Origin of the sequence: Priestia sp. 179-F W1.4 NHS (genome assembly GCF_045369295.1) — a bacterium.
Taxonomy (GTDB): domain Bacteria; phylum Bacillota; class Bacilli; order Bacillales; family Bacillaceae_H; genus Priestia; species Priestia zanthoxyli.
On the sequence record NZ_JBIQFF010000002.1, the window covers coordinates 637,749 to 653,104 of the forward strand.

The following is a 15,356-nucleotide window of genomic DNA, read 5'->3' on the forward strand; positions in this document are numbered from 1 at the left end:
ATAAATAAAGCACTTTAAAAGATGCCTAAAAACTTTTTCTTTTTAATCATCTCTGGGGGTTCTTTGTAGCACATTTGACCCTGTATCACGTACTGGGCATTTTCTAGAAACACATATACTGTATCCTGTCCATGCTCACTTTCTATAACTTCTAAAGCTTCCCTCATATAAAACGAGCGGCCCTCAAGATTATGGGCATCAGAGGATACAAAGTGCACGAGATTTGATTGAATTAGCTGATGAGAAAATTTTTTTATTTTTTTTCCAAAACGTCCCGTTACGCTTCCAGCTGTTACTTGAGCGAGAGCTCCATTCGTTATAAATTTATAGAGAAGATCAGGCTCTTCAAGCAAACGACTATTTCTTTCAGGGTGCACAATAATTGGAATTAACCCCTGTGATTGAATATTAAACAACAATCGCTCTGCATAATGCGGCACCTGATTAGATGGAAATTCTATAAATAAATATTTTCCTGTATCATTGAGCGTCAAAATTTTATCTGCTCGATAGTCTTCAAGGATTTCACCGTAAAGCCGTATTTCCTGTCCTGGTAAGATTATTAATGGAAGCTTTTTCTGCTTTAGCAGCTCATTTAATTTCTGTACGTATTGTACAATATCTTTTTTCTCATTAAAATATCGCCCATTTTGATGATGAGGTGTAGCTACAATTGTATGAATGCCTTCTGAAATGGCTTTTTGAGCCATCTTTAAGCTTATGTCATCATTTAAAGCTCCATCATCAATACCAGATAAAATGTGACAATGTAAATCAATCATCTGCGTCATCCTACTCCTCTACAGATAAATCTTAAGTGGTAAATGTTAGATGCTTCTTATTTTTTGTAAAATAAATGCCAGATATAGAACTCACTAATCTAGCCCCTTATATTGTAATAATAGGATTAAAAACTCGAAACCTTTGAAGTTTCGAGTTCCTTTATTGCCTTATTACACTCTATTTAAGATATCTAACACTATTACTATTAATTATTCCCATAATAATAATAGTAGTTTCCACCTTCTGCTTTACGATTATTTAAAACCGCACCAAGTAATTTCGACTTTGCATAAAATAGCAACTCTTTTGCTTTTAATGCTGCTTCCTTATCGGTTTTCCCACTACTAACTACTAAAATAGAAGCATCTACTTGATTAGCCAAAATTTGAGCATCTGTTACAGCCAAAATAGGCGGCGTATCAAAAATGACCATATCAAACTGCTGCTTCATTTCGTTCAGTAACTCTGCCATTTGATATGATGCAAGCAGTTCAGATGGATTTGGAGGAATAGGACCGCTTGTTAAAACATGAAGATCACTCACTTCCGTCTCTTGCACTGCTTGTCCCAAGCTAGACTGTCTTGTTAGAACGTTTGTGAGACCGCTGTGGTTTTCTAGACGATATGTGTAATGAGCCGTTGGCTTGCGTAAATCCGCATCGACTAATAATACCTTTAAGCCCTGCTGAGCATAAACAGCTGCTAAATTTGAAGCAGTAGTCGATTTGCCTTCAGCAGTTCCACTCGAAGTTAAAAGCAACGACTTAATATCTTGATCCACACCTGAAAACTGAATATTTGTACGAATTGTACGATACTGTTCAGCAACAGGATCTTTTGGGCTGTTATGCGCAAGCATTCGTCGTTTTAATGTTAATATCTTGCTATTTTTGTTTTCTTTTTCTTTACGAGCCAAATGTCTCACCTCTTTGTTGTACACGAGAATTTATATCCGTTCTCTGCACATTTGTTGCTTTAGGCACCTCTTTGATATTTGTAATGACACCCATTACTGGAAGATCTAAAATATTTTCAATATCTTGCTCTGTTTTAATAGTATTATCTAAGTATTCTAGTAAGAAAGATATTCCAACACCTACCATTAATCCGACAACTAAGGCAACAATAATATTTAAAGTGGGCTGCGGCTTTACAGGATTTTCACTAGATGCAAGGTCTGCCTTAGATAGAACACTCACATTGTCAATATTCATAATTTTCGGTACTTCTTTCTGGAAAACTGCTGCTGTTGTATTGGCAATTTTAGTAGCACGCTTTGGATCTGTGTCTTGAACAGTAATTTGAGCAACTTGGGAATTTTCAGCACTAGTTACTTGAATTTTTCCACTTAAAGCTTTAGCTGAGCCATCTAGCTTTAATTGCTCAACAACTTTATCTAGAATAGCAGGGCTTTTAATAATATCATTATACGTTCTAATTAATTGAACATTCGTTTGCACGGCCCCTGCATTATACAATTGCTGTTCTGATTTAGCCTGATTTACAAGAATTTGTGTACTTGTTTGATAGACGGGTGTTAACACAAAAAAACTGATAACTGCACTAATAATGGCTGAAATAATAGTGATTAATATAATCAACCATACGCGCTTACGTAGTACTTGAAATAAGTCTCGTAAACTAATCGTTTCTTCCATAGTTGACCTCCAAATTTCTCAATGTATTATAATAATGAAATAAATTATACGCTCCATTATAATTTACAATAGGTCTAAATTCTATATAATTCTGTAAAAAAATTCTAAACCCTACAATTACTAAATTCATTGTTTTTTCCAATTTTAAATCACAGACTATAAAAGTTCTTAAACTTTACTGATGCTTAATAAAGTTAGATAGGCCTTCTTTCCAATTTCTCATAGGAGTAAAATTATTTAGTTTTAGTGACATATGCTCCAAAACTGAGTATGCTGGTCGAGCTGCTACACGCGGAAAATCTAATGTGGTACATGGAATTACTTTTATATCCAGATCTGTATTTTCAAATATAGCTTTTGCAAATTCATACCAAGAGCAACTTCCACTGTTAGAAATGTGATACACCCCGTATTTTTCAGTATCTACTAACTCTAAAATAGCATTAGCTAAATCTAGCGTGTAAGTTGGACAGCCTCTTTGATCAGCCACTACAGAAAGTTCTTTTCGTTCTTTTCCTAATTTTAGCATAGTTTTAACAAAGTTAGCCCCATGCTTGCCGTATACCCAAGAAGTTCGCACAATAAAGAATTTAGAATGCAAATCACGTACAAATTGTTCACCGGCTAGTTTAGATTTTCCATATACGCCTAAGGGAGAAGTCGGTGAGAATTCGTTATAAGGTTCATCATTTGTGCCATCAAATACATAATCCGTACTTACATATACAAGTTTTGCTCCTACTGCTTCTGCGGCTACAGAAACATTGCGTGTACCGTATGCATTAATAGAGAATGCTTGTTCAGGCTCTGATTCTGCTAAATCTACTTGTGTATGAGCAGCCGAATGAAGTACGATATTTGGTTTCAAAGTACTAATTACTTCTTGAACTTGTGCTTGGTTTGTAATATCCATCTTATCTCGACCAAATCCATAAACTTCAAAACCTTTTTCAGTAAAGAGTTCGACTAACTCCTTACCAAGCTGTCCATTCGCTCCTGTAATTAAAACTTTTTGACTCATTATTTATCACCATATTGTTTGTTGTAGTAGTTTACATAGTCACCTGATTTAATGTTTTTCCACCAGTCTTGATTATCCAAATACCATTGAATCGTTTCAACGATTCCTGTATCAAACGTGTATTTTGGCTTCCATCCAAGCTCTGTTGTTAATTTAGTAGGATCGATTGCATAACGACGATCATGTCCAAGTCGGTCTTCTACAAATTTAATTAATTCTTTTGGAGCATTAAGTTTTTCTACAATTAAATGTACAATCTCATTATTTGTACGTTCATTGTGGCCGCCTACATTATAAATTTCACCTGGCTCTCCTTTATGAATAACCAAATCGATAGCAGCACAATGATCTTTTACATGTAACCAATCACGAACGTTTTTACCATCTCCATAGATAGGAAGTTCTTTTCCTTCTAGAGCATTTGTCACCATTAATGGAATCAATTTCTCAGGAAAATGATAAGGACCATAGTTATTTGAACATCTTGTGATATTAACATTCATGCCGAATGTCTCATGGTACGCACTCACAAGCATATCAGCCCCTGCTTTACTTGCAGAATAAGGACTGTTTGGATCAAGAGGCGTTTCTTCTGTAAAATAGCCTGTTTCGCCTAGTGAACCATATACTTCATCCGTTGATACTTGTACATATTTCTTCAGGTTATTAGCTTTTGCTACATCTAAAAGTGCTTGTGTCCCTAACACATTACTCTTAATGAAAATATCTGGCTCTGTAATACTGCGATCAACATGTGATTCTGCTGCAAAGTTTACAATTACATCAATATCATGATATTTAACTAAATGGCCTACAAGTTCTCTATTGTTAATATCACCTTTTACAAAAGTATAGTTTTCATGACTTTCTATATCTTTTAAGTTTTCAAGATTTCCTGCATATGTAAGTAAATCATAGTTTACGATACCATAACTAGGATATGTTTCTACCATGTGACGTACAAAATTACTTCCAATAAAACCTGCTCCACCCGTTACTAAAATATTCATTATTGAATCACTCCCAAGTAAAATTATTATCTGCTTCTGCTAAAGTTGGATGTTTTGTATCTTTGTCAGAGAGAACTGGATTATTAAACGGCCAATCAATATTTAAAGCCGGATCGTTCCAAGCAATACCTCTATCATGCTCTGGGGAATACAGCTCGTCTACTTTATATTGCACCTCAGTATTTTCTACAATCGTACAAAAACCGTGTGCAAAACCTTTTGGTACTAAAAGCTGACGTTTGTTATCTGCTGATAAGATAAAACCTTGCCATTCTCCATATGTAGGTGAACCCTTTCGGATATCTACAATAACATCATAAATTGCACCTCTTGTTACACGTACAAGTTTTGTTTGTGCTTTGTCATTCAGCTGATAATGCATGCCTCGCAACGTGCCTGGTTGCTGAGATAATGAATGGTTATCTTGAATAAAATCCATATCAATTCCATTTTGTTGAAACATTTCTTTGTTATAGCTTTCTGTAAAGAAACCTCTATGATCACCAAAAACCTTCGGTTCAATCAAGATCGCATCTTCAAATTTTGTTTTTATAATATTCATGCTTTTCCACCCACCAATATTTTTTCTAATGCACTTTGATTCGCTAAACGTAGCATGTACTGTCCATATTCATTTTTCTTTAATGGCTCAGCTAATTGAATAAGTTGTTCTTTTGTGATGTATCCTTTTCTAAATGCTATTTCTTCTAAGCATGCTACTTTCAAGCTTTGGCGTTTCTCTACAGTTTCAATAAACGTAGACGCTTCTAATAATGATTCATGAGTACCTGTATCAAGCCACGCAAATCCACGTCCTAATAACTCTACCTGAAGTTTTCCGCGACGTAGATACTCTTCGTTAACAGAAGTAATCTCTAGTTCACCACGAGCTGATGGTTTAATAGATTTTGCAATTTCTACTACATCGTTATCATAGAAATACAGGCCTGTAACAGCATACGTTGATTTTGGATCTGCAGGTTTCTCTTCAATAGAAATGGCTTTGCCTTTTTCATCAAATTCTACTACACCAAAACGTTCAGGGTCTTTTACATTATATCCAAATACTGTAGCACCTTCAGAGCGGCTTGCTGCACGCTCTAATGTTTTGGTAAATCCATGACCATAGAAAATATTATCTCCTAAAATCAAGGCCACTGAATCATTTCCAATAAATTCTTCACCAATAATAAATGCTTGCGCTAAGCCATCAGGTGATTCTTGTACTTCGTAGCTTAAATTAATACCTAAATCTTTTCCATCTCCAAGCAACTGTTCAAAACGTGGAGTGTCTGTAGGCGTAGAAATAATTAAAATATCTTTTATACCTGCTAACATCAATACAGACAGTGGGTAATAAATCATCGGTTTATCATAAATCGGAATCAATTGTTTAGAAATTGATCTTGTAATAGGGTATAATCTAGTACCACTGCCACCTGCTAATATTATGCCTTTCATATTTCCAGCTCCTTTATTAATTCTTTAAGAATAATGTTTCATATTCATGAACAATTTTCCCCCATGAATACTCCTCAACAATACGTTTTTTGGCTTTTTTTGACATTAAATCGATTGTATCAATGTTATACAAATCTGCTGAATCTACTAGCTTTGATAAACTACCTTTATCTTTGTTAAAGTAAACTGCCCCTTCAGCTCCTACTTCTCTGTTAAAAACAACATCTAGTAATAAATTAAGTCTTGTAGAGGCAAGTGCTTCAAGTAGAGAAGGGTTAGTTCCTCCTACTTCATGACCGTGAAAATAGCCATATGCTTGTTCACGGATTTTTTGAAGCAATTCTTGATCGTATACTGTTCCAACAAACTTAATACGTGAATCTTGATTAAAGTTTGTACGTTTTAAAAGTTCTTCATAAAAGCTATTTTGCTCTACATTTGAAATAATAACTAAATCTTTTTTCGAGTTAGATGCCATAAACTCTCTGATCATTAGTTCATAATTATTTTCAGGTACGAAGCGACCGACAATTAAATAATATTCAAATGCTTCAACACCGTGTTTTTGATACCATTCAGTTAATTTGCTAGAAGTACTGCTTAATGGTGCCTCTTCTACTGTCGCACCATACGCAATAAAAGTGGTCTTTGGAGAATAACGTTGATAATCTTTTTGTATGTAATCTTCTATTCCTTTAGAGTCGCATACTAATAAATCCGCATGTTTAACCATGAGACGTTCAGAAAGTTTCCAATACTGTCTAATATAATAATTCCATTTACTTCGTTTCCACTCATGTCCGTCAGGATTCACAAATACTTGGACGCCCATTTTTTCAAGAGCTGTTTTATATTTAGCGAAGAACGGACCGATTCGGCAAGCCAGTACATATACTATTGAATTAGTAAGTTTCTTTTCTTTTATATAGTTCAAACATTCTTTCAAGCTTAAAATATCATACAAAACAGCTTTAGCACTTCCGATATTAGGCACTTTCACATTAAAGCAGCGAACATTGTTATGATAGAATTCTTTGTTATCTTCAGCCATACAGGAAACATGATAAGCTATTTCTTCACTGACTTTCATTTTTGTTAAATATTCAACAAATGTTTCAAATCCTCCATATTTAGCTGGAATGCCTTTAGAACCAATAATAAATACATTTTTCATCTTATTTTTCTCCTACAATTTTTTCATATAGTACTTCTAATGATTGACTGTGGTCTTTCATAATAGAATTAAATGTTCCTGTACAAATATTTTTATTCCAAACAGCCAGCTTATCTCGGTTATGGATAGCATATTTAATTCCTTTACCGATTTCGTCTTCGTTTGGCTCCACTACTAATCCAGTATTATAATTGTCCACAAGATCTTTAAAACCTACGTATGTTGTCACAATTGTAGGAACACCATTAGATAAAGCTTCCAAACCAATAAAACCGAATGTTTCTTTCCATAGGCTTGGCAAAATTAAAATATCTATTTTCTCAAAGATATTTGGAAGTTCTTCATGTTCATAACGGCCATGAAAAGAGACGTAATCGCAATCTTCATCTAGCTGTACGACTCTATCATTACCATATACATGCAAATGCCAGTCCATTTCTTGTTCTTTCAAAAGGTTTTTTAAGGATTTTCTTAATAAAGGAAAACCTTTATATTTTTCTATAGGCCCTAGAAAACCAATTTGTAATGGCTTATCGCTGTTGTATTCTTTAATTTTTCTTTGGTCTTTAATATCTTTATGAGTAATCGAAACAATTTCACTTTCAACATTCACATATTTTTCATATTCATTTTTTGTTACCTCACTATTAAAATGAACCATATCCATCATACTTAACATGTTCATATAATAGTTTCTAAGCTGTTGAAATTCTTCTGCAAGCACCAAATCTTTTTTCACTTCAACATGCTCATGATTAATAGACTGTTGCTCTTCCACGTCTTTAATGTCACTTTTTTTAAAAGCTCTTAATTTCTTAATAGAAGGACTATTTTTAAAGTTTTTGTAAAGATGCGATTGCATAACGGTAATTAATGACTTGCTGTAACTATTGACATTACATGAAATACATTTTTGTCCACTTTCAAAGTCTTCACAAATTTCGCCTTTGACGTCTAATAAATTTACTTTTGGACATATCCCATAGTAGTCATGCGTACTAAAAATTAATTTAATTCCATTCTTTCTCGCATGCTCTATAAATTCACTGTGTATGCCCATTAGTGTATGCATATGGATAACATCAGGTTTTAAACTCATGAAAAAATCGGAGTATAAGGAACTAACTTTTGGTTCTTCCATAAAGTTAGCGGGGCGAAACACTCCCCCTAATAGTGCTACAGGCAAAGGATTTATTAGTTCATATACTTGAATATTGTTATAAGCTTGATTCTTTATAATTTTTTGCTTTTGGAATGGGTTAATTTGACCTGGATACAAGAGATATACTTGATGACCTTGTTGAAGTTGTTCAGACATTAAATCTACTGAATACTTAGTGAGTCCTCCACTTCTGTAAGGTGGCAGTCCTAAACTATAATGAAGTATTATCATTCTTTAAAACTCTTTTCTGATTTATATTGATTAGATGAAAACATATATAAATGTTGCCTCGAGAAACTTTATTGTAAGCTTCCCCTTGAATGATTAGACATTTAATGTAGCTTCTACTACCCTTTTGCAGTTTTTATTATCGAAAAACGCAAAATATTTTTCTTTATATGCTTTATAATTACGATATTTCTTTTCATAACTTTCACTAAAAAGTTGCTCTTCAATACATTCAATTAACTTATCTTTAGTCAGGACGACTTCTCCAAATAAACTACTATTTAAATCTATATAAGATCCACGTTCTAGCAAATATTTGGTCTGGTCAAATTGATAAAAAATCACACTTTTATCTAAATAGAGAAAATCCCAACATATACTAGAATAATCTGTAATTAACAATGCAGACTCTCGAATTTTCTTCCCTACGTCTACCTTATCAGACATGATATTTATGTTAGACAAACTTTCTACCTGCTTCTTAATTATGGATAGCTTATTATGCATGAATGGATGAAGTACTATTTCTAGTCTAAAACCTTTTCTATGTAAAATATCGTTTAAATATTTATCAGAAATGAGGTTCACTAAATTAATACAAAACTCTGTATTAAAAAACTCTTCTTCTCCATTCAAATATAGCCATTCTCTCCACGTAGGAGCGTACAGAATTGTGTTTTTAGACGTTTTCTCCAAATGGTTATATAGTTCATCGTATCGTGGCACCCCTGTAACTATTAGCTTTTTTTCCTCTAGCCCCCACTCTTCTTTTTTTATTACCTTCTCTTGATTAGAACTACAAATATAAAAATCCACGTCTTCTATATGCTCTAAATTTAAATTCTTTTTTAATCCCTCAATACCATGACTAAGGTGAACCCTAATTGGCTTATATTTATGTGGTAATAATTTATCAATAATTGGAGCTATATCAGTACTTAAAGAATGACTAAAGTAGCAAGTTTTTGCATTTAAATAGAATAGATAATTTTTTATACTTCCAAGTTTAATTACCTCGCCATTAATGTTTAAATTTGACTTATTGAGCGAATGATGTGTCATCCAACAGAGCGTTATATTCTTTTTTTCTTCTAAAAGGTATTGATGTATAGCTGCTGAATTATCTTGGTATTTTTCGCCTGCATGTCCTCCTACTAATACAATATTCTTCTTTTTATATACGTACTTTAAAATAACATTAATAATCACAGCTAACATAATATTAGGGATATATTTTATTTTTTTGTATTTCGCCGGAAAAATGTTTTGTTGCATACTCGCACTCCATTATCATTTTTTATTCAGCCTTTTAATTTTTTATTGCTATTAGAGATTTCAGACCTTGGATACAAACATATTCAGCTTTAGAAAGAAATCTTAAGTTACTGATAATAAAACTTTGGATATAAGATTTTTTTTCTTGCTTATAATAAACTTTTTTACTATCATATAAAAAGTCTATTTTTTTTAAGCCATTTAAAAACTTATTTATAGTTTTTGAATGAGCGTGATGATAGTAATGATCTGTATCAAGTAAAGTTGCAAAGCCATTTCTTTTCATTTTAGAAGCTAAAATTCTCTCTTCACAGTATAAAAAAGTACTTTCTTCCAAAAAACCTACTCTTTCAAGCGCCGTTTTATTTATAATTAAAAAAGAGCCTGGCAAGACATCTACAGGCTGGAGATGTTTATTTCTATTTAATTTTTTATACTCCAGTTTATCACCCAATAATTTTTTCAATATCATGGAAGAAGCAATTACATCAGACCAAAAATAAGGCAATTTCCAAGCTACCATACCTGCTTGGCCAGTATTTATAACCCAGGGGCTAATAACGCCTACTGAATTTTCTCCTGATTTACTTTCAAAGTATTGGTAATTCTTTATTACACCCCTTAGTTGTTGCTCTTCTATATAAATATCAGGATTCATTATAGCAACTAGGTTATCTCTAGAACTTAAAGTATTTAAGTACTTTAAACCAATATTGTTACCCGAGGCGTATCCTGTATTTTTCTTATTAAATATAAGTTTAATATCTACTGAACTATTAGACTGACTTTTCATTTCATCAACTGCCGCGGATAAGGCCGCCTTATCCTTTTCATTGGAGTTATTATCCACAACAACAATGTGTTCAAAGGTGTCGTTCATTCTTAATAAGTTACTTAATAACTCTACTGTATCACTTGAAGAATTATAGTTTAATATTACGCCGTCCAAATTTAACCGCTCCTTATAAAATAGAAAATAGTGTGTTTTTAAGTCTATTAAACACTTATTTAGCTAGAGATAAGTGTTTAATAGACTATTTATACACTTAGTAACAGCATTTTAATTCATAACTTTAATAATATAATCTAATACTAAATTGATTAAAGGAGATAAAAGAAAACATAGTACAGAATATATAACTGCTAATGATCCAATATACTTATAATTAATAATCCATCTTATATTATGTCTAGAATTTACTTTAATCATAAAAGCATAGGAGATATAAGCTATTAAAGTTGCTATACCAGCCCCTTTTATTCCCATTATAGGTATTAAGACAATATTAAGTACTGTATTAATTAAAGCAGAATAAAGAACATATTTCATCATTTGGAGAGGCCTACCAAGTAGTTCGATTCCTTTATGTCCATACATACTGTAGTTCCAAAAGAAAATTCCTAGAATAGACAATGGTATAATAATTGCACCTGCTTGATATTCTGAGCCAAATAAAAGGAGACTTATTTTTTTGTAATAGAAAAATAGGAATACTACCATTAACATACTAACCATAATAAATTTCCTCGACAGCTTTTCAATAAAAAGAGCAACCTCTTCAGGGCTTTGTTTCTCCTTTTGCCCATAATTCATTATTATAGGGTGAGCAGCTTGTAATAAAGGAGACACTAACAAAGCAATTCCTGTTGAAACTAAAGTATAATTTGCTGAGTAAACCCCTACTTGACTACTATCCGTAAAGAATTTTAAAATGATTCTATCTCCTACTCCTAACAAATTGGTTCCTATGAACCACCCCGTCATAGGTAACCCATAAGCCAAAGATTTTCTCAAGTGTATATTAAATAACTCCTTAGCACTACTATTCATTTTAAAGTAGTTGATCCTTGAAATGTCTCTAATTTCTTTATCTCTTCCTATAAAATAGAGTAGATTTAGAAAAGCAGGAAAGGCTATCATTACTATAATTTCATTTAATTGATAAGAGTTGACTAACAGCAAATACGCTGTAAGAAAAATAAGTTTTAAAAAAGATTGTTGTATATTTAAATTTCTTATATGTTTAACTTGATATTTCGCAGCGTACTCTGCTACTTTTACTGCAAGTAAACTTTGTGAAGAAAATAACATAATTAGTCCTAATAAATTATTTATAAATCCATCATTAGTATTCAAGAACACTTTATTGAAAGACCAAACTACAAACGAAATTATAAATAAATATATTAAGGCTGCTTTAAAATTATTTATCAGAAGAATATATTCTTCCTTTTCTTTATCAACATAATAAAATTTTTGAATAGACTGTACTAACCACTGGGAAAGAATTGATGTAACTACCACTGCTATGCTCGTTAGATATGTATAATCCCCATAAATATTTAAATCTAATATTCTTGCTAACCCTAGTGTTAAAAATATATTTGTAATTGCTGGAACTAAAACAGCTGGAATGTAATGGATTAGAGTTTTCTTATAAACTCTTTCTCCTTCTCTTTGAATATTCATAAATCGCCTTTCGATTCTTATAGTTATCTATCATTTTTTAAAATTAAAGATACAAGAGAGTTTAAAAAGCACCTTTGTTTGGCATTAAGATTATTTTGATAGTTTTTAATATTAAATTAATATCAGCTTTACAATTTCGTGTTTTAATATAAATTAAATCTAACTCTACCATTTCTTTAAATCCTATGTTGCTTCTTCCACTTACCTGCCAAGGTCCTGTACAACCTGGCTTAACTAATAAGCGCTGTTTGTCGTACGCCGTATACTCCAATACCTCTCTTAATAAAGGAGGTCTAGGTCCAACTAAACTCATATCTCCTTTCAAGACATTCCATAACTGAGGTAATTCATCGATGCTAGTTTTTCTGATAAATTTCCCTATTTTGGTTATGCGGGGATCATTTTTCATTTTAAACATGGCACCTGTAGTCTCATTAAGTTCCAATAAATCTTTTAATTTATCCTCAGCATCTACAACCATAGATCGAAATTTATACATTTTGAATTTATTTCCTTTTTTTCCCATTCTTTCTTGAGCAAAAAAAACGGGTCCTCTAGGATCTTCGACTTTAATTAAAAGTGCTACAGCTATAAAAACAACGGATAGTATAACTAACCCTATTACTGCTCCAAATATATCAATTGTTCTCTTGAAAAATAGATAGGTGATGGTATCATTAGGTGCTATTTGTAATTCTGCATTGCAAGAGATAGCTTCTTTACTAGATATTTGCTCCATTTGCATCCTCACTTCCTTAATAATTAATTATAATTAATTGAGCATATTACCCAAGGTATTTTTTATTAAGAACACTCACCTCTATTAGTATAATGCTTCTTCATCTTGAAAATAAGAATCTTGTTAGGTTATTTAACAAGATTGTTTTTCAAAAAAATAAAAAACATCTCCACAATTTTATTAAAAACCACATTAGGGAAAAAAGACTATTAATACTAGAAAATACTAGCACAATGTATACATAGGTTCAATGTCTTGTTTTGTCGAAATACGTCAAATGTTGCACTTTAAGTCTTTTAATGTATCATTTTGGTTCCTAAATAGTTCTTAATATTCATTAAATCTTATATCTCAAAATAATATGCTTAAATTATAGTGTTAGAAGACATACATTAATTATAGAAATACATCTTAAAGCTTCTAACAGTCTAAGTGTACAAGTATGCAACATTATCAGAATTTTTTACTTAGTTGCGATACTTTTTTCTTATAGTATCTGCAGTTTTTGTATCTAAAAAATCAAAAGGTTGATCTATATGCCAGATATAAATACCTTTGACTTCTTTCAGTAGGAATAAATTATCTAAAACAATCTTCATCCAATCATTTTGATCCCTATGGTTTTTAGGAGTCTCCTGATCAAAATTAAAAGGGTTTAGATAATCCTTTTTAAAATCTGACCTAGGAGAGGAGCCTGTTTCAGTAATTATTACGTCTTTTTTAAAATATTCTTTAACTTTTTTTATTGAAGTGATAAACCCATAAGATCCTGGTACACTGACAAAAGCATCGTCACTAGGTGCAATGATATTCTTACCTACATAATCTCTTTTGACTCTTGGAAACATATTTAAAGACACAACATCTAAATAATCTAATATGCTAATGACCCCCTTTTCGTGATATGCTATTTCTCTATCCAAATCAGATTTTTTTAAAGCCATAGTTACTTGTACATCAGGATACTTTTGTTTAATTTCGTTAATTATTTCTTGCCAATAAGGTATGTAAGTATTTTGAGTTATAATGCTTGTCTCACAAGTTATACTTAAAAAGGGCACATCCTCGTCGTGGCTGACTTTCGCATAATATAAAATAATTTCTTTCCATCTTTTAAAAAAATCATTGGTATTACTAGGGTTGTATGTTCCCCTATCAAAACCATCTCCTGGAAACATAATATGCGGTTTAATTACACTAACCTTAACTCCATATTCTTTACTCTTAGAAAATAATCTATTAAACTTGTCTTCTATATTAGGGTCGTTAACTGGCATTGAATCATTTGTGCTCTGTATACTAACTTTGGTTACTACTTCTAACTCGGCGCCCATTTCTTTTATTTTCGGTAAATTCTTATCATAGAAATTGTCAGTATTATAGGGGTCAAGCAAAGTAAGTGCGACTCCTTTGTGGATATTATGTTTTGGGTTTTCATGTATCTTCTTCGTGTGGTTTTCTTGAAAAAATAGATTACTTATAGAATAGACAACTATACAAAATATCAAGAATACTGCTAGTAGTACATTTTTCTTCATTGTGTTTCCTCCTTAAAAATGAAAAGTTTGAATATTCATCACTATATTTAACTATATACACCCAACAAACATTCTCGTCCTCTAAATGTCTGTTAGGTGTATTCAGAAAAAATATAATCAAAAATTTCTAAACAACTCTACCCATTTATCAGTTGTATAAAGAAGTTTTATTATTCCCTTATTAGGTAACGTAATATTTGTATTTTTACTCAAAACTATAGATGAGTTACTTTGTATGGTGGTATTATCATTGAATGCCAGTAAGAGAATTTCCTGAGAACCTGTTCCGTTTACCAACTCTGTAATGATGTTTTTATTTGGTTGGTTTAAATAAACTCTGTCGTTATCAGTTACATCTATAAATGTACTATCTCTTTCAAGAGCCTGAATATTCGGTGTATACTGCACGTTTCTTGCTACTTCAAGCCACTTTCCCGTTGTAAAAATTAAACTTATTGATTCATTACTTCTTAACCTCACATCCTTATTTCCTTTTAAAAGTATTGAAGAGTTACTTTGTATGGTGGTATTGTCATTGAATGCCAGTAAGAGGATTTCCTGAGAACCTGTTCCGTTTACCAACTCTGTAATGATGTTTTTATTTGGTTGGTTTAAATAAACTCTGTCGTTATCAGTTACATCTATAAATGTACTATCTCTTTCAAGAGCCTGAATATTCGGTGTATACTGCACGTTTCTTGCTACTTCAAGCCACTTTCCCGTTGTAAAAATTAAACTTATTGATTCATTACTTCTTAACCTCACATCCTTATTTCCTTTTAAAAGTATTGAAGAGTTACTTTGTATGGTGGTATTGTCATTGAATGCCAGTAAGAG

At 32.1% G+C, this 15,356-nt stretch carries 15 protein-coding genes; all 15 read right to left on the minus strand.

Annotation, left to right across the window (positions count from 1 at the left end; all coding sequences use genetic code 11):
* Window positions 1–14: 14 nt before the first annotated feature.
* Entirely contained in the window at window positions 15–782 is a 768-nt protein-coding gene (locus ACH0CI_RS13730) for a tyrosine-protein phosphatase (protein WP_406901633.1), read from the minus strand.
* A gap of 206 nt (window positions 783–988) precedes the next feature.
* Window positions 989–1,699: a CpsD/CapB family tyrosine-protein kinase gene (locus tag ACH0CI_RS13735; protein ID WP_316909769.1), complete on the minus strand. Its 711-nt coding sequence runs from the start codon at window positions 1,697–1,699 to the stop codon at window positions 989–991.
* Window positions 1,689–2,441, minus strand: a complete 753-nt coding sequence (locus ACH0CI_RS13740) for a YveK family protein (RefSeq protein ID WP_406901634.1) — start codon at window positions 2,439–2,441, stop codon at window positions 1,689–1,691. The genes ACH0CI_RS13735 and ACH0CI_RS13740 overlap by 11 nt, the downstream gene beginning before the upstream one ends.
* A 175-nt stretch (window positions 2,442–2,616) precedes the next feature.
* The gene (gene rfbD / locus ACH0CI_RS13745) at window positions 2,617–3,462 is read right to left on the minus strand and encodes a dTDP-4-dehydrorhamnose reductase (RefSeq protein ID WP_406901635.1); all 846 of its coding nucleotides are present in this window, start codon (window positions 3,460–3,462) and stop codon (window positions 2,617–2,619) included.
* Window positions 3,462–4,472 (minus strand): dTDP-glucose 4,6-dehydratase, encoded by a 1,011-nt coding sequence (gene rfbB, locus ACH0CI_RS13750; protein WP_406901636.1) that lies wholly within the window; start codon window positions 4,470–4,472, stop codon window positions 3,462–3,464. The genes rfbD and rfbB overlap by 1 nt, the downstream gene beginning before the upstream one ends.
* 7 nt (window positions 4,473–4,479) lie before the next feature.
* Complete coding sequence (rfbC, locus tag ACH0CI_RS13755; RefSeq protein ID WP_406901637.1) at window positions 4,480–5,034, minus strand: dTDP-4-dehydrorhamnose 3,5-epimerase; 555 nt, start codon at window positions 5,032–5,034, stop codon at window positions 4,480–4,482.
* The gene (rfbA, locus tag ACH0CI_RS13760; RefSeq protein ID WP_406901638.1) at window positions 5,031–5,933 is read right to left on the minus strand and encodes a glucose-1-phosphate thymidylyltransferase RfbA; all 903 of its coding nucleotides are present in this window, start codon (window positions 5,931–5,933) and stop codon (window positions 5,031–5,033) included. Before rfbA ends, rfbC begins: the two co-directional genes overlap by 4 nt.
* A 16-nt stretch (window positions 5,934–5,949) precedes the next feature.
* Complete coding sequence (cps2T, locus tag ACH0CI_RS13765; RefSeq protein WP_406901639.1) at window positions 5,950–7,107, minus strand: beta 1-4 rhamnosyltransferase Cps2T; 1,158 nt, start codon at window positions 7,105–7,107, stop codon at window positions 5,950–5,952.
* Between the two features lies 1 nt (window position 7,108).
* Window positions 7,109–8,500, minus strand: a complete 1,392-nt coding sequence (locus ACH0CI_RS13770) for a glycosyltransferase (protein ID WP_406901640.1) — start codon at window positions 8,498–8,500, stop codon at window positions 7,109–7,111.
* Window positions 8,501–8,593: 93 nt separating this feature from the next.
* Window positions 8,594–9,772, minus strand: coding sequence for a CDP-glycerol glycerophosphotransferase family protein (locus ACH0CI_RS13775; protein WP_406901641.1), 1,179 nt, complete (start codon window positions 9,770–9,772; stop codon window positions 8,594–8,596).
* A gap of 34 nt (window positions 9,773–9,806) precedes the next feature.
* Window positions 9,807–10,721, minus strand: coding sequence for a glycosyltransferase (locus ACH0CI_RS13780; protein ID WP_406901642.1), 915 nt, complete (start codon window positions 10,719–10,721; stop codon window positions 9,807–9,809).
* A 111-nt stretch (window positions 10,722–10,832) separates the two neighbouring features.
* Window positions 10,833–12,242, minus strand: coding sequence for a lipopolysaccharide biosynthesis protein (locus tag ACH0CI_RS13785; RefSeq protein WP_406901643.1), 1,410 nt, complete (start codon window positions 12,240–12,242; stop codon window positions 10,833–10,835).
* Window positions 12,243–12,303: 61 nt separating this feature from the next.
* Complete coding sequence (locus ACH0CI_RS13790; RefSeq protein WP_406901781.1) at window positions 12,304–12,981, minus strand: sugar transferase; 678 nt, start codon at window positions 12,979–12,981, stop codon at window positions 12,304–12,306.
* Between the two features lie 467 nt (window positions 12,982–13,448).
* Window positions 13,449–14,519, minus strand: a complete 1,071-nt coding sequence (locus ACH0CI_RS13795; protein WP_406901644.1) for a glycoside hydrolase family 113 — start codon at window positions 14,517–14,519, stop codon at window positions 13,449–13,451.
* Between the two features lie 117 nt (window positions 14,520–14,636).
* The coding region (locus ACH0CI_RS13800; protein WP_406901645.1) for a hypothetical protein at window positions 14,637–15,356 on the minus strand (720 nt) is incomplete at its 5' end.